Origin of the sequence: Streptomyces sp. NBC_00158, from assembly GCF_045160885.1 — a bacterium.
Lineage (GTDB): Bacteria > Actinomycetota > Actinomycetes > Streptomycetales > Streptomycetaceae > Streptomyces.
In genome coordinates this window covers 3,731,026-3,749,089 of sequence record NZ_CP108161.1, presented here as the reverse complement: position 1 = coordinate 3,749,089, position 18,064 = coordinate 3,731,026, and the positions used below count along the sequence as shown (strand labels likewise).

General features: G+C 72.6%; 19 protein-coding genes. 8 read left to right on the top strand and 11 right to left on the bottom strand.

Translation table 11 applies throughout. The annotated features are described in order from the left end of the window. The first annotated feature begins 165 nt into the window (after positions 1-165). Entirely contained in the window at positions 166-480 is a 315-nt protein-coding gene (locus OG553_RS17255) for a hypothetical protein (RefSeq protein ID WP_405979823.1), read from the top strand. Here the strand turns inward: OG553_RS17255 and OG553_RS17250 are convergent. The 3 genes from OG553_RS17250 to OG553_RS17240 are packed head-to-tail and all read right to left on the bottom strand — an operon-like array spanning position 477 to position 1,799. Next, complete coding sequence (locus tag OG553_RS17250) at positions 477-740, bottom strand: glutaredoxin domain-containing protein (RefSeq protein WP_405979822.1); 264 nt, start codon at positions 738-740, stop codon at positions 477-479. The two genes, OG553_RS17255 and OG553_RS17250, sit on opposite strands and share 4 nt — an antisense overlap. After that, positions 737-913, bottom strand: coding sequence for a DUF397 domain-containing protein (locus OG553_RS17245; protein WP_405979821.1), 177 nt, complete (start codon positions 911-913; stop codon positions 737-739). Before OG553_RS17245 ends, OG553_RS17250 begins: the two co-directional genes overlap by 4 nt. A gap of 4 nt (positions 914-917) precedes the next feature. Beyond that, positions 918-1,799 (bottom strand): DUF5753 domain-containing protein, encoded by an 882-nt coding sequence (locus OG553_RS17240; RefSeq protein WP_405979820.1) that lies wholly within the window; start codon positions 1,797-1,799, stop codon positions 918-920. Positions 1,800-2,003: 204 nt separating this feature from the next. Between OG553_RS17240 and OG553_RS17235 the strand changes: the two genes are divergently transcribed. The 3 genes from OG553_RS17235 (at position 2,004) to OG553_RS17225 (ending at position 4,137) form a co-directional block, all read left to right on the top strand. After that, a complete protein-coding gene (locus OG553_RS17235) occupies positions 2,004-2,417 on the top strand; it encodes an ATP-binding protein (RefSeq protein ID WP_405979819.1) in 414 nt (137 codons plus the stop codon). Between the two features lie 10 nt (positions 2,418-2,427). Beyond that, on the top strand, positions 2,428-3,630 hold the full coding sequence (locus OG553_RS17230) for a DUF1266 domain-containing protein (protein WP_405979818.1): 1,203 nt from the start codon (positions 2,428-2,430) through the stop codon (positions 3,628-3,630). An 87-nt stretch (positions 3,631-3,717) separates the two neighbouring features. Continuing rightward, positions 3,718-4,137 (top strand): PPOX class F420-dependent oxidoreductase, encoded by a 420-nt coding sequence (locus OG553_RS17225; protein WP_405979817.1) that lies wholly within the window; start codon positions 3,718-3,720, stop codon positions 4,135-4,137. Here the strand turns inward: OG553_RS17225 and OG553_RS17220 are convergent. Both OG553_RS17220 and OG553_RS17215 read right to left on the bottom strand, forming a co-directional pair. Beyond that, a complete protein-coding gene (locus OG553_RS17220) occupies positions 4,134-5,549 on the bottom strand; it encodes a DHA2 family efflux MFS transporter permease subunit (RefSeq protein ID WP_405979816.1) in 1,416 nt (471 codons plus the stop codon). The genes OG553_RS17225 and OG553_RS17220 overlap by 4 nt on opposite strands. A gap of 14 nt (positions 5,550-5,563) precedes the next feature. After that, positions 5,564-6,178 (bottom strand): NADPH-dependent FMN reductase, encoded by a 615-nt coding sequence (locus OG553_RS17215; protein ID WP_405979815.1) that lies wholly within the window; start codon positions 6,176-6,178, stop codon positions 5,564-5,566. Positions 6,179-6,291: 113 nt separating this feature from the next. Here OG553_RS17215 and OG553_RS17210 point away from each other — a divergent pair, with 113 nt between their 5' ends. Continuing rightward, positions 6,292-6,993, top strand: coding sequence for a TetR/AcrR family transcriptional regulator (locus OG553_RS17210; protein ID WP_405979814.1), 702 nt, complete (start codon positions 6,292-6,294; stop codon positions 6,991-6,993). Between the two features lie 21 nt (positions 6,994-7,014). On the opposite strand, the gene OG553_RS17205 is transcribed toward OG553_RS17210, so the two are convergent. The 5 genes from OG553_RS17205 to pdhA form a co-directional block, all read right to left on the bottom strand. After that, the gene (locus OG553_RS17205; protein ID WP_405979813.1) at positions 7,015-7,779 is read right to left on the bottom strand and encodes a hypothetical protein; all 765 of its coding nucleotides are present in this window, start codon (positions 7,777-7,779) and stop codon (positions 7,015-7,017) included. An 18-nt stretch (positions 7,780-7,797) separates the two neighbouring features. Continuing rightward, positions 7,798-8,736 carry a GNAT family N-acetyltransferase gene (locus OG553_RS17200; RefSeq protein ID WP_405979812.1) on the bottom strand — a complete coding sequence of 313 codons (939 nt, stop codon included), beginning with the start codon at positions 8,734-8,736 and terminating at the stop codon, positions 7,798-7,800. A 130-nt stretch (positions 8,737-8,866) separates the two neighbouring features. Then, entirely contained in the window at positions 8,867-10,360 is a 1,494-nt protein-coding gene (locus OG553_RS17195) for a dihydrolipoamide acetyltransferase family protein (RefSeq protein ID WP_405979811.1), read from the bottom strand. A gap of 13 nt (positions 10,361-10,373) precedes the next feature. Next, on the bottom strand, positions 10,374-11,354 hold the full coding sequence (locus tag OG553_RS17190) for an alpha-ketoacid dehydrogenase subunit beta (RefSeq protein ID WP_405979810.1): 981 nt from the start codon (positions 11,352-11,354) through the stop codon (positions 10,374-10,376). After that, entirely contained in the window at positions 11,354-12,562 is a 1,209-nt protein-coding gene (pdhA, locus tag OG553_RS17185) for a pyruvate dehydrogenase (acetyl-transferring) E1 component subunit alpha (RefSeq protein ID WP_405979809.1), read from the bottom strand. Before pdhA ends, OG553_RS17190 begins: the two co-directional genes overlap by 1 nt. A gap of 325 nt (positions 12,563-12,887) precedes the next feature. Between pdhA and OG553_RS17180 the strand changes: the two genes are divergently transcribed. Next, complete coding sequence (locus tag OG553_RS17180) at positions 12,888-13,547, top strand: response regulator (protein WP_405979808.1); 660 nt, start codon at positions 12,888-12,890, stop codon at positions 13,545-13,547. 148 nt (positions 13,548-13,695) lie between these two features. Next, entirely contained in the window at positions 13,696-14,139 is a 444-nt protein-coding gene (locus OG553_RS17175) for a pyridoxamine 5'-phosphate oxidase family protein (RefSeq protein ID WP_405979807.1), read from the top strand. A 77-nt stretch (positions 14,140-14,216) separates the two neighbouring features. Here OG553_RS17175 and OG553_RS17170 read toward each other — a convergent pair whose 3' ends face one another. Further along, positions 14,217-15,806, bottom strand: coding sequence for a protein kinase domain-containing protein (locus OG553_RS17170; protein WP_405979806.1), 1,590 nt, complete (start codon positions 15,804-15,806; stop codon positions 14,217-14,219). A gap of 226 nt (positions 15,807-16,032) precedes the next feature. On the opposite strand from OG553_RS17170, the gene OG553_RS17165 reads away from it, so the two are divergent. Further along, the gene (locus tag OG553_RS17165; RefSeq protein ID WP_405979805.1) at positions 16,033-17,718 is read left to right on the top strand and encodes a protein kinase domain-containing protein; all 1,686 of its coding nucleotides are present in this window, start codon (positions 16,033-16,035) and stop codon (positions 17,716-17,718) included. Positions 17,719-18,064 lie beyond the last annotated feature (346 nt).

Genomic DNA, 18,064 nt, shown 5'->3' with positions numbered 1-18,064 from the left:
GGGGGTGGGGAGGGGGGTGGGTTCACGGACCGCCACCAGAGTCCCGAGCCGGCTGCCGGGGACTTTTATGCCCACCCCCCTTGACCGCGGACCTCTAGGGTTCTCTGACCGGCCTCTGTCCCAACGCGGAAGCTAGCAGGGGCCACTGACAACGGGGGGACCGCGATGACGCGGGGGCAGTGGGGCGGCTGTGTGCTCATACCCGTGGCCGGGCTGGCCACCGGCCTGGTCGGCATCAAGCTGCTGGCGGCCGCCTGGCGGGCGTGCGACGTCGGCGTCAACGCCTCGGCCAACGGCTTCGCCCTGCTGCTCTACGGGGCCTTCCTCGTGCTGCTCGCCCTGGCGTGGTGGGGCGCGGCACTCGGCTGCGTCGGCCCTCGGAACACGGCCGTCGCCCTCCTCACAGGCCTGGCCGGCTCCGCCGCGATGGTGTGGGTGTTCGTCGCGGTTCTGGGCGTCCCCCACGGCTACGAGTGCTAGCCCGCCGCCAGGGCCGCGCGGACCTGGGCCAGGCTCGGGTTGGTCAGGACCGACTCCTCCCCCGAGGGGGAGACGACGCGGACCGTGGGGACCGTCTCGTTGCCGTCGTTGACGCTGCGGACGAACGCCGCCGCGTCGGCGTCCCGCCAGATGTTCACGGGGCGGTAGGGGGTGCCGGTCAGGCGGAGCTGGCTCCAGAGCTTCATGCAGAAGACGCAGCCGGGCCGCCAGTAGACGGTTATCCCGCCGCTGGTGCTCAACGCGACCCCGCGAAGGCCGCCCAGGCGGTGGGGGTGACCTCGATGACGGGGCCGCGCGTCTGCTTGCTGTCCCGAACCGCGACCGTGCCGGGCACGTTCACGGCCACTTCGACGCACTCGGAGTCGGCCTGGTCGTCGCTGTAGCTGGACTTCACGAACTCGAACTGGCTCACGGTCTTACGCACCTTTGCGGATGGCGTCGATCAGGTCCACCGAGTCGCGCGGTGCAAGGCTCAGCCGTGAAACCTGCTCGAACACGGTGACGTAGGCCGCATTGGCTTCCGCCCCTTCTGCCCACAGGGTAGAGCCGATGGCCTCCGCGTAGGAGACGTCCAGTGCTCCGGGCTCCGCGAACGAGAGGATGCTGAACGAGCTCTTGGCACCGTGATGCCTCCCCGCCAGGAAGGGCAGAACCTGGACGTGCACATGGGGGAGTTGCGCCATCTCCACCAGGTGGTCGAGCTGTGCGCGCATGACCTGACCGCTGCCGACCTGATGCCGCAAGGCGGCCTCCCACAGCACGGCGTGCAGCTCCATCGGCTGCTCGACCCGCAGTCGCGCCTGCCTCTTGACCCGTGAGGTCACCATCGCCTCGATCTCGTCCGGATGCGACCACTTCGAGGTGACGCCCAAGGCCCTGATGTACTCAGGGGTCTGAAGCAGTCCGGGAACGAGGGCCGGCTGCCAGGTGCGGATGCGGGTGGCGACCTCTTCCATCGCGATGTACTCGCCGAGTCCGCCGACCATGGGCATCTGGTGCCACCAGCCCTTGGCCTTGCGGCGTTCGCGGTCCAGCCGGGCCAGGTCCAGCAGACCGCCCACGACCTCCGCGTCGGTCACGCCGTAGAACTCGCACAGCACCCGGATGTCCGGATCCCGCATCGGGACCCAACCGCTCTCCATCTTGGTGACTTTGGTCGTGGTGGCGGTGATCGCCTGCGCCGCCTGTTGCTGCGTCTTGCGCGCCGCCGTACGGAGCTTGTACAGCTCACCACCCAGCCGACGGCCCAGCACCGTTGAGGTCCGGTTGCCCTGGTCTGTTCGCCTTCCACCGTTCACCGTGCCAGTTTCGCGCCTGGCGAGGGCAAGTCGACACCCCATCACCCACACGGGGAAACTTTTCCCCGAACAGCTTGCTCCCGCGCCGCAGCCACCCCTACCGTCGGTGACGAACTGCTCACTACACAAGCAGAGTTGGCGGAAGCGCACCGGCACGCCCGCGACACGGGAGCCGACAGAGCCACCGCCCGACCAGGAGGTGCCATGACCACCGAGCACACCCTCACCCGCTACGGCGTACGCAACTACCCGCCCCGCCAGGACTCCGTACCCGCCGCCCGGCGGTGGGCCGCGTGGCTGGCCGTGGCGTGGGGGGAGCCCCGGGTGGCCTCGGACGTGGCCCTGCTGACCAGCGAGCTCGTCACCAACGCGCTGCTGCACGGGGCGGTCCGGGACCGGTACATCCGGGTCGAGGTGCAGCTCGACGGAGCAGTGCTCCGCATCGCGGTCACCGATCCGAAGGGCGAGCGGTGGCCCGAGCCCCGGGCGGTGTCCGACGAGGAGCAGTACGGGCGCGGACTCGCGGTCGTGGAAGCCGTCGCCCAGCGGTGGGGGGCGTCACAGCGGGTGGTCGGGAAGACCGTGTGGGCCGAGTGCGCGCTCCCGGGGCCCGTATAAGGTCCCCCATATGGATGGCTGGACGGCGCCGAGTGCGATCGAGAGGGAGTTGCACGAGGCGAAGCGGCGCGGCGACTGGCCGGGCTACCTCGACGCCCTGGCGCGTGCCGAGCTGTTCCTGCCGCAGGCCCGCGCCGACGTCGACTCCGACCCCCGCGCGGCCCGCTTCCACCCCGGCCCCGCCGGGCTCGCCGTCTACACCCGGGGCGTGCTCCCGGCCCCCGGCCCGGACACCGTGTTCCTGCGCCAGAGCCTCGCCTGGTTCGCGAACGCCTGGGACCACCGGGACCCCGCCCACCTGGCCGTGAACCCCGGCACGCCCGCCGAGGCGTACCTCACCACCACCCCCGCCGACCGCGCCCGCTGGCGCGCCCACTGGGACGCCGCCCCCTCCTGGGGCCTGACCCCCGGCACCCTGCACGCCCTGCACACCGGCGGGCCGCTGCACGGGCCCGTCGCGCACGGGCTGGCCGTCGGGGCCCACCTCGCCGTTTCCAACGGGGAGTTCTGGAACTCCCTCGCCCACCACGGCAACGGCTACACCCACGAACGCGAGCGGCTGCGCAAGTCCTGGGGCGTCACGGACACCGCCGGCTGGTTCGACGTGCTCCAGCGGATGCTGGACGCCGAGACCGTCAGCCCCGTCTGGGAGTACGCGCTGCGCGTGCGCCGGCTGCTGGTCTCCGACTTCGCCGGGCCCGTCGACGTCGAGCACTGGCGCCACGCCGCCGAGGCGAGCCTGCGGCACGGTGCCGAGAAGGCCGCCGAGCCGCAGCTCACCCCGGACGGGGTGACCGTGGCCGCGCCCCGCCCCGTGGCGGAGGTCGAGGGGGAGATAGCCGGGGTGCGGCGGCTCATCGGCCGGATAGCCCGCTACGAGCAGCGCTTCCGGGCCGACGGGCTGCTCCCCGAGGACGGCTGGGTGCGCTCGGTGCACGCCTGGGACCTCGGCCGCGCCTCCCAGATGGCCCGCTGGGGGCTCGCCACCCGGTACGGGACCCTGGAGGACGCCGAGCGGGCCGTGCTCCGGGCCGGCGCGGCGGCCCGGAAGGCGTACCGCTCGTGGGAGGAGTTCTCCGCCGGGTACGCGCTGGGGCGCTGCCTGCACTTCGACGAGGAGGAGTTCGGGCGCTGGTACGGGTCCTCGCTGGCCACCCACCTGACCCTCACCACCGATCCGGCCAGCCCGTACCGCAACATCCCCTGGGACTGACGGCCCCCGGGGCCGACTTCGGGTAGTAGGTGCGGGCCGCCGCAAAAGGACGTGGGGTCGCAGCGCCCGCCAACTACCTTGACCGGTATGACGATTGCGCTGAACGAGACCGTACGACAGCTGCTCGACTCCCCCCACCCCGCGGTCCTGTCCACCCTCAACCCCGACGGCAGTCCGCAGAGTTCCGTGGTCTGGGTGTCCCGGGACGGCGACGACCTGCTCGTGTCCACCGAGCGCGGCCGCCGCAAGGAGCGGAACATCGCCCGCGACGAGCGGGTCGGCCTGACCGTCTTCGACCTCGCCAACCCCTACGTCTACGCGGAGATCCGCGGCACCGCCACCCTCTCCGAGGACACCGGCCGGGCCGTCGCCGTCCGCATCGCCGAGGAGTACCTCGGGCCGGGGGCCGGCAAGGAGTACGGGGACGCCTCCGACGGAGCGGTGCGCGTGGTCGTGCGCATCACCCCGTCCAAGGTGCTCGGCAACGCCGCGAAGGCCGACGCCTAGGCGCGCCGCCCCGGCAGCCGCAGTGCCGGGATCGCGGCCAGGGCCAGCAGGACCGCCGCGGCTCCGTAGGCGAGGCGGAAGCCGGCCGGGCCCACGCCCGCCCCGCCGAGGAGGACGGACAGCAGCGCCGTCCCCACCGAGGCCCACAGCTGGGAGTTGATGCTGAGGGCGGTGCTCGCCGCGGCCATGCGCTCGCCGGGCAGGTCACGGCTGGCGGTGGTCATCGTCGGCATGAGCACGATCCCGGCGCCGACGCCCATGACCAGGCCCGCGCCGACCACCTGCCAGACCGGTACCCCGTCGGTGCCGGTCAGCAGGGCGGTCGCCGCCATGCCCAGGGCCCCCACGGCCGCCCCGGCCGGGATCAGCCTGCGCGGCGCGACCTTGTCGACGCGCCGCGAGGCGATCTGCATGGTCACGCCGACGGCGAGCCCGACGGGGGCGACGAGCAGGCCGGCCGCGCTCGCGCTCAGGCCGCGCCCTTGCTGGAAGTACATCGGGCCCAGCAGCATCGACCCGAAGTAGCCGCAGGTGAAGAGGGCGAGGGTGACGATGCCGGCGGCGAAGGTCCGGTCGCGCAGCAGCCTCAGGTCCAGCAGCGGTTCGCGCACCCGCAGCGCCCGCCGGACGAACCCTGCGGCCAGCACGGCGCCCGCCAGCGTGGGCAGCAGCACGCCGGGGGCGGTGAAGTCCCCGGCCTCGCCGCCCCGGGACAGCCCGAACAGCAGCAGGGCCAGCCCAGGCGAGAGCATCAGCAGCCCGGGGACGTCCAGCCGGGGCGCCGACGCCGGGTCGGCGGGGGCGTCGGGCGCGAGGAGCTTCGCCGCGAGCACCAGGGCGGCCACGCCGACGGGCAGGTTGACCAGGAAGATCCACTGCCAGGAGGCGGAGTCGACGAGCCATCCGCCGAGCATCGGCCCGGCGACCGGGCCGACCAGGATCGGCAGCCCGAGCAGGGCCATCGCCCGTCCCATCCGGGCCCGGTCGGCGTTGCGCATCACCATGGTCATGCCCACCGGCATCAGCAGCCCGCCGCCCAGTCCCTGGACGGCGCGGAAGGCGATCAGGCTGCTCGCGTTCCAGGCGCAGGCGGCGAGCAGCGAGCCCAGGGTGAACAGGACGAGTGCGGTCAGGTAGGCGCGCTTGGCGCCGATCCGGCCCATGGCCCAGGCCGCCGCCGGGATGACGGCGGCGAGTGCGAGGGTGTAGGCGGTGGCGGTCCACTGGATGGTCTCCAGCGGGGCGTGGAAGGCCGTGGAGAGCCTGCCGAGGGCCACGTTGACGATCGTCATGTCGAGGACGGCCATCACCGAGCCGGTGATGACGACGGCGATCGTCTTCCCTAACGCCCCGGGGCCGGGGGGTGCCGCCTCGCGGGAGGTCGCGGAGGCGGATGCGGGTGCGGTGCTCATGGCGTCCGGTTCCCTCAGGCCTCGTAGGGGCGGTCCGCGCGCGCCGTGCGCAGCGCCCGGCCCCACCAGTCCAGTTGGTCGAGCATGTTCTTGGCGGCGCTCTCGGTGACGACCCCGTCGCGCGGGGCGCCGTCCTGTCCGAGCCCGGACCACGGGCCGTGCAGGCTCACGGAGTCGCGTACGGAGACGGCGTGCAGTTCGGCGAAGACCAGCCGGAGCTGCTCCACGGCGCGCAGGCCGCCGCCGGCCCCGCCGTACGAGACGAAGCCGACGGGCTTGGCGTGCCACTGCCGGCGGTGCCAGTCGATGAGGTTCTTCAGTACGGCCGGGAAGCTGTGGTTGTACTCGGGGGTGACGAACACGAAGGCGTCGGCGGCGGCGAGGCGCGGGCTGACCTCGGCGAGGGCGGCGGCGGCCGCCGGGTCCGGGGAGCCGCCCCAGTCGGGCATGGCCAGCGGGAGCGGTACGTCGGCGAGGTCGACGACGTCGAATTCCAGGCCGCTGTGGTGGGCGGCTGCGGAGCCCAGGAACCAGTCGGTGACGGCGGGGCCCCGGCGGCCCTCGCGGACGCTCCCGATGACGACGGCCACGCGCAGCGGCTCGTCCAGGACTGTTTCGCTGACGGACATGATGATCCCCCTTGGACAGCGGACCGGCCGCCCGGTGCGGCCGCCGCTCCGGTAAACTACAACGGTCGTTGTAAAAACTGCAACGCTCGTTGTAAGAAATTGAGGAGGCTGGTGTGGACGGCAGCGACGGCACCCGGGAATCGGACGCCCGCGCAGCAGAGGTACAGCCCGGGATCCCGCCGCGGAAGCTGGCCAAGCGGATCGCCATGGCGAAAGCGGCCTGTGCCGTCTTCGGCCGCGAGGGGTACGCGCGCGCCTCCGTCGACGCGCTCGCGGAAGCCGCGGGCGTCTCCACCCGGACGCTCTACAACCACTTCCCGGGCGGCAAGGCCGAGCTCTTCGCCACCGTCGTCACCTGGACCTCGGGGGAGGTGCGCGACACCCACATCGCCAAGGTGCGAGCCCTGTTCGACCCCGGACGCCCGCCCCACCCGGACAACCTGGAACGCGATCTGACGGCCCTCGCCCGCGCCCTGGTCTGCGTGATGTTCGAGCACTCCGACCACTTCGCCCTGGTCCGGCACATCCACGCCGAGGTCAACCACGTGCCGGCCGACGTGCTGGAGGCGTGGAAGGAGGCCGGACCGCGGCCCGTCGCCCGCGCCCTCGCCGAGGCGATGGCGGGCCTCGACGCCGCCGGGCTCATCGACGTGCACGGCGACGCGGACCTCGCCGGCATCCACTTCACCGCCCTGACCGCGCACCAGATCGTGCAGCAGTCCCACTACGGCCTCCTGCCCCTGGCCGAGGAGGAGACCGAACGGCTCATCAACGGCGGGGTGGCCGCATTCGCGCGCGCCTACCGGGCCGGATGACGACCCCGGCCCGGACCGCGCCTAGGGCAGCCCTGGACGCACCCGCGACCAGGCGTCCAGCGCCACCGCCAGCGGGTCGCCGTCCACCAGGTGCGGCCGGGCGGCGCCCGTCCAGCGCAGCAGGTTCTTGAGGTGGCGCAGGTGCACGATCTCGGCGCGCGGCAGCTCCCGCCAGACACGGGCCCGCGCCGCCGCCTCCGCCGGGGTGAGGTCCACCAGCGCGAGCGTCTCCCGGCACACGGCGGCCGGGTCGCCGCCGCGCCCGGGCCCGAACTCCCGTAGCAGGTAGCCGCGTACGAAGGCCAGGTCGATCCCCCGCACCAGGTCGGACGCGCCCTCCGCCGCCGCGCAGCGGTACGCCGCCGCCACCGCCAGCCGGCCCCAGCGCAGCCGCGCCGCGTCCGGCAGCCGGTCGTCCTGCATCCCGCCCACCGCGAGGCTGCGCAGGGTGCGCGGGTGCGGCTCGTCCGTCAGCGGCGGCCCGGTGGCCAGCCAGGCCTCCAGCTCCGCCAGGCCGTGCCCGTCCGGGGGCACGCGGGTCAGCACCTGGCCCCGGCTCAGCAGCGCGACGACGGCGCCCGCCAGGCGGACCCGCGCGGTGTGGCCCGCGCCGAAGGAGTCGGCGTGGCGTCCGTGGCGTTCTATCCCGCGCAGCCAGAGGCGTGACTCCCCGGCCGCGTACACCTGCCCGGCCCGCGCCGTGCCGCCGACGCACCGCACGAGGCAGACCCCGCCGGTGACGTCGGCCTGCTCCACGCGGTACACCTGCAACTCGGCGAACGGCATGGCCGGGAGGCTACCGCCTCAACTGCCGGGCGGGGCCTCCAGGACGAGGCGGATCTCGGTGACCTCGTAGCCGGCCCGGTCGAAGGCGGCGGCCATCGGGAGGTTCACGGTGTCGGTGGTCGCCGTGATCCGCTCGGCGCCCTCGCCCGCGTGGAAGCGGGTGATCTCGGCGAGGACCTCGTCGATCAGGCCCCTGCCGCGCTGTTCGGGGACCACGCCCAGGTAGCCGACGTTGCGGTGGTAGGGCGTCGCGGAGGGGATCGCGAGCCCCGCGAGGGTGCCGTCGGGGAGGTGGGCCAGGCGCCACCAGGAACGCTCGCCGGGGCAGTCCCGGTAGAACTCGAAGTCCTCGCGGGCCAGTTCCTCCTCGCTCAGGTCCGCGAGCTCGTGCTGGGTGGCCAGGTCGAGGCTGCCGCGCGAGAGCCGCGCGAAGGCGTCCAGGAACTCCTCGTCCGCGCCCTCGCGGAAGACGAGCCTCCCGGTCGGCTCCGCCGTCCCGGCGGCCGGTGTCCACTCGTAGCGCAGGCGCTCGATCTCCCGCGTCAGACCGGCCCGGTACGCGGCCTCCTGCCGCCAGGCCACCGCCGCGGCGACGTCGGGGCGGGCCCGCCAGTCGCGGGGCAGGGAGACGTTGTAGCCCGGCCGCTTGCCGAAGGCGGCGTGCCCCGCCTCCAGCAGGGCGGCGGCCAGGGCGGCCGGATCGGCGACCCCGTCGCGGACCTGGAGGCAGTCGAGGGCGATCGGCCGCCCGCTGTCGGCGCGCCCCCACCACAGGGCCCGGGCCAGCACCCGGCCGTCCGCGTCCTCGGCGAACCAGGTCCACTCGGGGCGCATCCGGTTCCCCGCGAACTCCTCGCGGATCCGGTCGGGGGTCAGGGCGGCGACGGGGCCGTCGGCCGGGTGGGCCGTGGCGCGGTCGAGGTCTGCGGGGTCTGCGGTGGCAGCGCGAAATCTCATCACGCCGATGATCACACCGGCCCCCGGCCTTGACCAGGGGTTTTCCCCCGGGGGGGGCCGCGGAAACGCCCGATGGCCGGTCCCGCGGAGGAGGGACCGGCCATCGGGGGTTCTTGCCGCCCGGGACGCGCTAGGACCAGGTGATCAGCCGGCGCGGGTGCTCCAGTACCGCCGCGATGTCCGCGAGGAACTTGGAGCCGAGCTCACCGTCGATGAGGCGGTGGTCGAAGGACAGCGCCAGGGTGGTGACCTGGCGCGGCTTCACCTTGCCCTTGTGGACCCACGGCTGGAGCTTGATCGCGCCGACCGCGAGGATCGCGGACTCGCCGGGGTTCAGGATGGGCGTACCGGTGTCGACGCCGAAGACGCCGACGTTGGTGATGGTGAGGGTGCCGTTCTGCATGTCGGCCGGGGAGGTCTTGCCCTCGCGGGCCGTGGCGACCAGCTCGGACAGGCCCGTCGACAGCTCCGCCAGGCTCTTGGCGTGGGCGTCCTTGATGTTCGGGACGATCAGGCCGCGCGGGGTGGCCGCCGCGATCCCCAGGTTGACGTAGTGCTTGAGCACGATCTCCTGGGCCGCCTCGTCCCAGGAGGCGTTGACCTCCGGGTTGCGGCGGACGGCGATGAGGACGGCCTTGGCGATCAGGAGGAGCGGGTTGATCCGCAGGCCCGAGAGGTCCGGGTCCTCCTTGAGCTCCTGGACCAGCTTCATCGTGCGGGTCACGTCGAGGGTGATGAACTCCGTGACGTGCGGCGCGGTGAACGCGGAGCCGACCATGGCCTGCGCGGTGACCTTGCGGACGCCCTTGACCGGGATACGGGTCTCCCGCGCGTCCGGAGCCGCCACGGCCACGGCCGCCACGGCGGGAGCCGCAGCCGGTGCGGGCGCGGCCGGTGCGGGCGCGGCCACCGGGGCCGGGGCCTGGACGGGGGCCTGCGGGGCGAGCGCGGCCGCCGCGGCGGCGTGCACGTCCTCCCGGGTCACGACCCCGCCGTCACCGGTGGGGACCACCACGGCCAGGTCGATGCCGAGGTCCTTGGCGAGCTTGCGCACCGGGGGCTTGGCCAGCGGGCGCTCACCGGCGGCGACGCCGTTGCCGTTGGCGTACGCGGTGCCGTTCTGGGGCGCGGCCGGAGCGGGCACGACGGGCGCGGCGGCCGGGGCGACCGGCGCGGCCGGGGCCGGCACCGCCGCCACCGGGGCCGCGACGGCTGCCGCGGGGGCCTTGCGCGGGCGGCGCTTGCTGGAGGCCTGGGACACCCCGTAGCCGACCAGCACGGGCTGGCGGCCCTCGGGCGCCGGCTCCTCGGCGGCCTCCGAGACCGCCGGGGCGGCGGCAGCGACGGCCGCCACCGGGGCCTCGGCCGCACCGCCGCCGGCCTCACCGGTCTCGACGGAGATGATGACCTGGCCTACGTCGACCGTCACGCCCTCCTCGAAGAGCAGCGCGTGCACCACCCCGTCGAAGGGGATCGGCAGCTCCACGGCCGCCTTCGCGGTCTCCACCTCGCAGACGACCTGCCCGTCGGTGACCGTGTCACCCGGCTGGACGTACCACTTGAGGATCTCGGCCTCGGTCAGGCCCTCGCCCACGTCGGGCATCTTGAATTCGCGGATCGTCATCGCGCTGATCTCCTCAGTACGCCAGCGAGCGGTCGACGGCGTCGAGCACGCGGTCCAGGCCGGGCAGGTACTCGTCCTCCAGGCGGGCCGGCGGGTACGGGGCGTGGAAGCCGCCGACGCGCAGCACCGGGGCCTCCAGGTGGTAGAAGCACCGCTCGGTGATGCGGGCGGCGATCTCCGCGCCGGTACCGAGGAAGACCGGGGCCTCGTGGACCACGACCAGGCGGCGGGTGCGCTCCACGGAGGCCTGGATGCCGTCGAAGTCGATCGGGGACATCGAGCGCAGGTCCAGGACCTCCACCGACTTGCCCTCCTCGGCGGCCGCGGCGGCGGCCTCCAGGCAGACCTTCACCATCGGGCCGTAGGCGGCCAGGGTGAGGTCCGTGCCGGAGCGGACGACGCGCGACTTGTGCAGCTCGCCGGGGATGGCCTCGGTGTCGACCTCGCCCTTGTCCCAGTAGCGGCGCTTCGGCTCGAAGAAGATCACCGGGTCGTCGCTGAGGATCGCCTGCTGGAGCATCCAGTAGGCGTCGGCGGCGTTCGACGGGGAGACCACCTTCAGGCCCGGCACGTGCGCGAAGAGCGCCTCGGGGGACTCGCTGTGGTGCTCGACGGCGCCGATCGCGCCGCCGTACGGGATGCGCACGACGACCGGCAGCTTGATCTTGCCGAGGGCGCGGGCGTGCATCTTCGCGAGCTGCGTGACGATCTGGTCGTACGCGGGGAAGACGAACCCGTCGAACTGGATCTCCACGACCGGCCGGTAGCCGCGCAGGGCCAGGCCGATGGCGGTGCCGACGATGCCGGACTCGGCGAGCGGGGTGTCGATGACCCGCTCCTCGCCGAAGTCCTTCTGGAGCCCGTCGGTGATGCGGAAGACACCGCCCAGCTTGCCGACGTCCTCACCCATGATCAGGACCTTGGGGTCCGTCTCCAGGGCCTTGCGGAGCGACTCGTTGAGCGCCTTAGCGATCGACATCTTCTCGACAGCCATCAGTGACCCTCCTCGAAGGACGCGAGGTAGGCGGCGAACTGGGCGCGCTCCTCGTCGACGAGCGCGTGCCCGTCCGCGTAGACGTTCTCGAAGATCGCCATGGTGTCGGGGTCGGGCATGGCGCGCACGACCTCGCGCACCCGCTTGCCCATGGTCTCGCTCTCGGCCTCCAGCTCCTCGAAGAACGCCTCGTCGGCGCCGCCGGAGGCCAGCAGGTGGGCCTTCAGGCGCAGGATCGGGTCCTTCGCCTCCCAGGCCGCCGTCTCCTCGTCGAGCCGGTACTTGGTCGGGTCGTCGGAGGTGGTGTGGGCACCCATGCGGTACGTGAACGCCTCGATCAGGGCCGGGCCCTCGCCGCGGCGGGCGCGGTCCAGCGCCCAGCGGGTGACCGCGAGGCAGGCCAGGACGTCGTTGCCGTCGACGCGGATGCCGGGGAAGCCGAAGCCCTGCGCGCGCTGGTAGAGCGGCACGCGCATCTGGCGCTCGGTCGGCTCGGAGATCGCCCACTGGTTGTTCTGGCAGAAGAACACCACGGGGGAGTTGTAGACGGCGGAGAAGTTGAAGGCCTCCATGACGTCGCCCTGGCTGGACGCGCCGTCGCCGAAGTACGCGATCACGGCCGAGTCGGCGCCGTCCTTGGCCACGCCCATGGCGTAGCCGGTGGCGTGCAGCGTCTGCGAGCCGATGACGATCGTGTACAGGTGGAAGTTGTTGGTGGTCGGGTCCCAGCCGCCGTGGTTCACACCGCGGAACATGCCGAGCAGGTTCGTCGGGTCGACGCCGCGGCACCAGGCCACGCCGTGCTCCCGATAGGTCGGGAAGACGTAGTCGTCGTCGCGGAGCGCCCGGCCGGAGCCGATCTGCGCGGCCTCCTGGCCCAGCAGCGAGGCCCACAGGCCCAGCTCGCCCTGGCGCTGGAGCGCGGTCGCCTCGCCGTCGAAGCGGCGGGTGAGGACCATGTCGCGGTACAGCGCCCGCAGGTCCTCGGTGGTGATGTCCGCGACGAAGGGCGCGAATTCCGCGATGTCGGGGTTGCCCTCGACCTCGACCCTCTCACCCTCGGGCGTCAGCAGTTGTACGAGCTGAGGCTCGGCGTCGTGCGGCTGTGCGGTGGCAGCGGCGGTCTTGCGGGCGCTCGCCGCGCCGGCCGCCCGCTTGGTGCCGCTGCTGCGTCGCGGCTTGCGCGCGGCAGTGCTCTCCACGGTCACGTGTGCTCCTCCGTCGGTCCGGCACCCGGGTTCTCCGGGGACCAGTGCGGCTCACCTGTATCCGTACCCGTGCACGGGGTGGGTGCACGGCGCGTAACGGATTCAGGCGTGACAGGTGCCCCGGCGAGTGCCCTGCGCACAGCACGTTACCCAGTGCGACGCATAACTGCGAAACCCCGTTTGACCTGCGATTTTGCTTGGATATCCAAGTAAATCGGCCGCCTGGGGAACTTCCACTGGTCACAGCCTTGCAGGGGGCCGGAACAACGGCACGTTATCCCGGGTAACTGCGGCAGGGAAGAGGTGAGTGTGTGAAGATGAGTTTGTGCGCGAAGACGGAAAAATCAAGGTATTTCTCCTGGACGACCACGAAGTGGTACGTCGGGGCGTTCATGAGCTTTTGTCGGTCGAAGAGGACATCGAGATCGTCGGTGAGGCCGGTACCGCCGCCGACGCCCTGGTCCGCATTCCCGCCACCCGCCCCGACGTCGCGGTGCTCGACGTACGACTGCCGGACGGCAGCGGCGTGGAGGTCTGCCGCGAGGTGCGCTCGCTGGACGAGGACGTCAAGTGCCTGATGCTCACCTCGTTCGCCGACGACGAGGCGCTGTTCGACGCGATCATGGCCGGTGCCTCGGGCTACGTCCTCAAGGCGATCCGCGGGAACGAGCTGCTCAGCGCCGTGCGCGACGTGGCGGCCGGCAAGTCGCTGCTGGACCCCGTGGCCACCGCGCGCGTGCTGGAGCGGCTGCGCGACGGCAAGAACGGCAAGGGTGACGACCGGCTCGCCAACCTCACCGAGCAGGAGCGCAAGATCCTCGACCTGATCGGCGAGGGCCTGACGAACCGGGTCATCGGCGAGCGGCTGCACCTGGCCGAGAAGACCATCAAGAACTACGTCTCCAGCCTGCTGTCCAAGCTGGGCATGGAGCGCCGCTCCCAGGCCGCCGCGTACGTGGCGCGGCTGCAGGCGGAGAAGCGCTAGCCCCGAGCGTTCCTCGACCGGTTCTCCGGCGTGACGCCCCGTGGCCGTGTGGTGCCCCGGGGCGCACGGTTTAATTCGGGACCAACGTCCCCGATCAACGGGGCGGGATCCTCTGTCCGGCACTCCGCCGGTGCCGGAGAGTGGCTGCATGTCACCGGAGGAACTCCACGCCATCGAACTGCTGCGCCGCGTGCCCTACGGCCGGGTCGCCACCAGCATGCGCGCGCTGCCCTTCCTCGCCGTCGCCCGCCACATCGTGGTGGACGGCAGGGTCGTGCTGAGAATGCACAGCGGTTTCGGGTACCACCGGGCGTGCGCCGGGAGCGTCGTCGCCTACGGGGCGGACAACTTCAATTCCGGTGAGGCCGCGTTGTGGACGGTGCAGTTCACCGGAACGGCGGAGCTGGTCGAACCGACCACGGCAGAACTGGAACTATTCGGTCCGGGTCCGCATTTCGTGGACGGAGAAGTGTTCGACCCCGTCTACATGCGCATCGAACCCCAACTGGTCACCGTGCACACGCTGCCCGGGAACCAGGCCGCCGGAAGCCGTGGGAGCGCTGCGGACCGCCCTTACCTGCACGCCCTCTGACCTGCCGCCGGATACGCGAAAGGCCCGGCGGCCCAATTCCGTCCTCCGGGCCTTCCTCCGGGCCTTTCACCGGTCTGCTAGTCGACGTTCGCGGGGCTCCCGCCGCCGGTGGGCGTCGTCGGCTTGGTCGGCGGGTCCGTCGGGGGCGTCGGCTTCGTCGACGGTTCCACCGGCGGGGTGGTCTTCGGCGACGTGGACGGGGTGGACGGGGTCGACGGGGTGGTGCTCGGCGTCGACTTGGTGCGGGGCGCGGTCGGCCGGGTCGTCTCCTCGTTGTGCGAGCCGGTCTCCGGGCTCGGCGAGGTCGACGGGGTGTCCGGCGTGCTGTCACTGCTCTGCGACGGGGCGGGCGAGCTGGTGCTGCTCTTCGGCTTGTTGCCGCCGCCGCCCACGCCGAGATTGCCGGTCTTGATGGCGTACGCGGCACCGCCGGCGATCGCGAGGACCGCTAGCACCGCGAAGAGCCACGCCTTCCACGCGCCGCCGCGCCGGCCGTTGTCGTAGTGGTCGTAGCCGCCGTGGCCGCCCTGGCCGCCGCCGTGGTTGCCGCCGCCCGGGAAGGCCGTGCCGTCGTCCGGGTTCAGCGGGGGCACCATCGGCTGCTGGAACTGCGAGGTCGTGGCGTGCGAGGGGTACTGCTGGCGCGGGCCGCCGTTCTGGGCGGCCCCCATCGCCGAGGTGGGCGCGCCGCCAGGCTGGCCGTGCGGGAGCGCCATGGTGACGGGGCCGGTGTTCCAGGTGCCGGTGTTCGGCCCCTGGTCCTGGAGCATCTGGAGCGCGTACTGGACGAGCCCGCGCATCTCCTCGGCGCTCTGGAACCGGTCGTCCGGGTCCTTGGCGAGGGAGCGCATGACCAGGCCGTCGAGCTCCTGCGGGATCGAGCCGCCCTCGGGCAGCTGCGAGGGCGGCACCGGCGCGTCCTGGACATGCTGGTAGACCACCGACAGCGGGGTCTCGCCGGTGAAGGGGGGCCGCAGCGCGAGGAGTTCGTAGAGCAGGCAGCCGGTGGCGTACAGGTCGGAGCGGTGGTCCACGGCCTTGCCGAGGGCCTGCTCGGGCGACAGGTACTGGGGGGTGCCCATGACCATGCCGGTCTGGGTCATCGTCGACTGGGCGCCGTGCAGGGCGCGGGCGATGCCGAAGTCCATCACCTTCACCGCGCCGCTGTTGGTGATGATGACGTTGGCGGGCTTGATGTCGCGGTGCACGATGCCGTGCTGGTGCGAGTAGGCCAGCGCTTCGAGCACGCCCGACACGATGATGAGCGCCTGCTCGGGCCCGGGGGCCTCGGCACTGATGAGGAGCTCGCGGATGGTGCGGCCCTCGACCAGCTCCATCACGATGTACGGGACCACGTTCGGGCCGACCCGGTCCTCGCCGGAGTCGTACACGGCGACGACGGCGTGGTGGTTGAGGCCGGCGACCGACTGCGCCTCACGGGTGAAGCGGGCCTTGGACACCGGGTCCTCGGCCAGGTCGGCGCGGAGCAGCTTCACGGCCACGGTGCGGCCCAGCCGTACGTCCTCGGCCGCGAACACCTCGGCCATGCCGCCGCGGCCCAGGCGGTGGGTCAGCCGGTAGCGGCCGTCCCCCACGAGACCGCCGGCGCCCCAGTGCTCAGGACCGTCGGCCATCCCGGCGCCGTTTCCCTCGGGTTCGGGTGCCATCAGTCCTCGCCGTCGTCTCTCTCGTCCGCTCTAGCGGTGGGTCCTCATCGGGTGCTCCGATGAACGCTACAGCCTCCGAACCCGTCACCGTTCGGCTACAGACGCCCCGTAGGCCTGCGGTCACGCAGCGGGCACCGGCTTGACGTGTGCTTGCCCTCCGGCAGACTGGGCGCGACATGCGCTCAGCCAGACGCGTAGGGAAACAGCCCGAGGGGAAGCAACAGTCATGAGCCAGGACGGCACGCAGGGCCGGTACGCAGGCGGCTCCCTGGCCGGTGGCCGTTACCAGCTAAGGGATTTGCTGGGCGAGGGGGGCATGGCCTCGGTCTACCTCGCGTACGACTCCGCGCTCGACCGCCAGGTCGCGATCAAGACCCTGCACAGCGAACTCGGGCGCGAGGCGTCCTTCCGCGAGCGCTTCCGGCGCGAGGCGCAGGCTGTTGCGAAACTGTCGCACACCAACATCGTCTCGGTCTTCGACACCGGCGAGGGGACCGTCACCTTCGGCTCCGGCGGCGGGGACGAAGCGGTCATGCCGTACATCGTCATGGAGTACGTGGAGGGCCAGCCGCTCGGCTCGGTGCTCGACGCGGACGTGCGCCAGTACGGCGCCATGCCCGCGGACAAGGCGCTGAAGGTGACGGCCGACGTGCTGGCCGCGCTGGAGACCAGCCACGAGATGGGCCTGGTCCACCGCGACATCAAGCCCGGCAACGTGATGATGACCAAGCGCGGCGTGGTCAAGGTGATGGACTTCGGCATCGCCCGCGCGATGCAGTCGGGGGTCACCTCGATGACGCAGACCGGCATGGTCGTCGGCACCCCGCAGTACCTGTCGCCCGAGCAGGCGCTGGGGCGCGGCGTGGACGCCCGCTCCGACCTGTACTCGGTCGGCATCATGCTGTTCCAGCTGCTGACGGGCCGGATCCCGTTCGACGCGGACTCGCCGCTGGCCATCGCGTACGCGCACGTCCAGGAGGAGCCGGTGGCTCCGTCGACCGTCAACCGGTCGATCACCCCGGCGATGGACGCGCTGGTGGCGCGGGCGCTGAAGAAGAACCCGAACGAGCGCTTCCCCACGGCCGCGGCCATGCGGGACGAGATCATGCGCGTGATGTCGGCCGGCCAGACCGGCGCCCCGGTCATCGTCCCTGGTGCCGCGACCGGCGGCAGCGGGGCGGGCGTGGGCTCGGCCGTCTTCCCGCCGGTGGACTCCGGCTTCCAGGCGCCGCCGCCGCAGTCGCTCCAGCAGCCGTACCAGGCGCAGACGCCGGCGCCCTCCCCGTACGCGCCGCAGACGCACCAGCAGCCCCAGCCGCAGCAGACCCAGCAGGGCGGTTACGCGTACCCGCACACCCCGCCGCCGGTGCCGCAGCAGCAGTACGCCCCGCAGACCCCGCCGCCGTTCACCATCTCGCCCACCCCGGCGCCGTCCCGCGCGGCCTCCTCGGGCGGCGGGAAGACGAACACCCCGGTCGTGGTCGGGGCCATCGTGGTGGCCCTGCTGGCCATCGGCGGTCTGATCGCGGTCCTGAACATGGACGACGACAAGAAGGACGACACGGCCTCCCCGGCGGCCTCGTCCTCCGCCTCGGCGTCCGCGTCGGGCGCGGCGAAGCCCGGCCACAAGGGACCGGACCCGTCGCGCACGATCGACGTGGAGAAGTGCAAGAGCCCGACCAAGTCCTACAAGGACGCCACCAAGGTCGTGGCCCCGGACTTCCGGTACAAGAACCTGCGCTCGGTGAAGGAGTGCCTCCAGGCCGCGGGCTGGAGGCTGGAGATCCAGAACCGCGACGAGACCGTCTACGGCCAGGACACCGTCCTGGAGCAGCTGCCGGCGTCCGGGTCGGACGTCGCCAAGGAGGGCACGCAGTTCACGCTGGTCGTCTCCACCGGCGACCCGCAGTAGGCAGTGGCGCGGGCGCCGTCCGGGCGCCGCGCGGGCATCCGTCCCCGGCCGGCTCCGCCCGGCCGGGGGCGCTTCCGTACCGGGCCGGGGGCTTGTGTACCGGCCGGGGGCTTGCGTACCGGCCGGGGGCGCTTGCGTACCGGCCGGGGGCCCCGCCTCGGCCGGGGGGCTCCTGCCTCGGCCGGGGGCTTCCCGTACCGGCCGGGCGCTTCCGTACCGGCCGGGGGCGCTTCGGTGCCGGCCGGAGGCTTCCGTACCGGCCGGGGGCGCTTGCGTACCGGGCCCCGTACCGCCGGACCGGTGGTAGTGGTGTCCCGGACACCCTGACGGACCGCCCGAGATGCCT

What these genes read in the sequence shown, in the direction of transcription:
- OG553_RS17170 (WP_405979806.1), bottom strand. Translation starts at nt 15,806, where the DNA reads ATGGCACCCGAACCCGAGGGAAACGGCGCCGGGATGGCCGACGGTCCT.
- OG553_RS17190 (WP_405979810.1), bottom strand. Translation starts at nt 11,354, where the DNA reads ATGGCTGTCGAGAAGATGTCGATCGCTAAGGCGCTCAACGAGTCGCTC.
- OG553_RS17165 (WP_405979805.1), top strand. Translation starts at nt 16,033, where the DNA reads ATGAGCCAGGACGGCACGCAGGGCCGGTACGCAGGCGGCTCCCTGGCC.
- OG553_RS17195 (WP_405979811.1), bottom strand. Translation starts at nt 10,360, where the DNA reads ATGACGATCCGCGAATTCAAGATGCCCGACGTGGGCGAGGGCCTGACC.
- OG553_RS17175 (WP_405979807.1), top strand. Translation starts at nt 13,696, where the DNA reads ATGTCACCGGAGGAACTCCACGCCATCGAACTGCTGCGCCGCGTGCCC.
- OG553_RS17205 (WP_405979813.1), bottom strand. Translation starts at nt 7,779, where the DNA reads ATGCCGTTCGCCGAGTTGCAGGTGTACCGCGTGGAGCAGGCCGACGTC.
- OG553_RS17220 (WP_405979816.1), bottom strand. Translation starts at nt 5,549, where the DNA reads ATGAGCACCGCACCCGCATCCGCCTCCGCGACCTCCCGCGAGGCGGCA.
- OG553_RS17215 (WP_405979815.1), bottom strand. Translation starts at nt 6,178, where the DNA reads ATGTCCGTCAGCGAAACAGTCCTGGACGAGCCGCTGCGCGTGGCCGTC.
- OG553_RS17230 (WP_405979818.1), top strand. Translation starts at nt 2,428, where the DNA reads ATGGATGGCTGGACGGCGCCGAGTGCGATCGAGAGGGAGTTGCACGAG.
- OG553_RS17225 (WP_405979817.1), top strand. Translation starts at nt 3,718, where the DNA reads ATGACGATTGCGCTGAACGAGACCGTACGACAGCTGCTCGACTCCCCC.
- OG553_RS17235 (WP_405979819.1), top strand. Translation starts at nt 2,004, where the DNA reads ATGACCACCGAGCACACCCTCACCCGCTACGGCGTACGCAACTACCCG.
- OG553_RS17200 (WP_405979812.1), bottom strand. Translation starts at nt 8,736, where the DNA reads ATGAGATTTCGCGCTGCCACCGCAGACCCCGCAGACCTCGACCGCGCC.
- OG553_RS17255 (WP_405979823.1), top strand. Translation starts at nt 166, where the DNA reads ATGACGCGGGGGCAGTGGGGCGGCTGTGTGCTCATACCCGTGGCCGGG.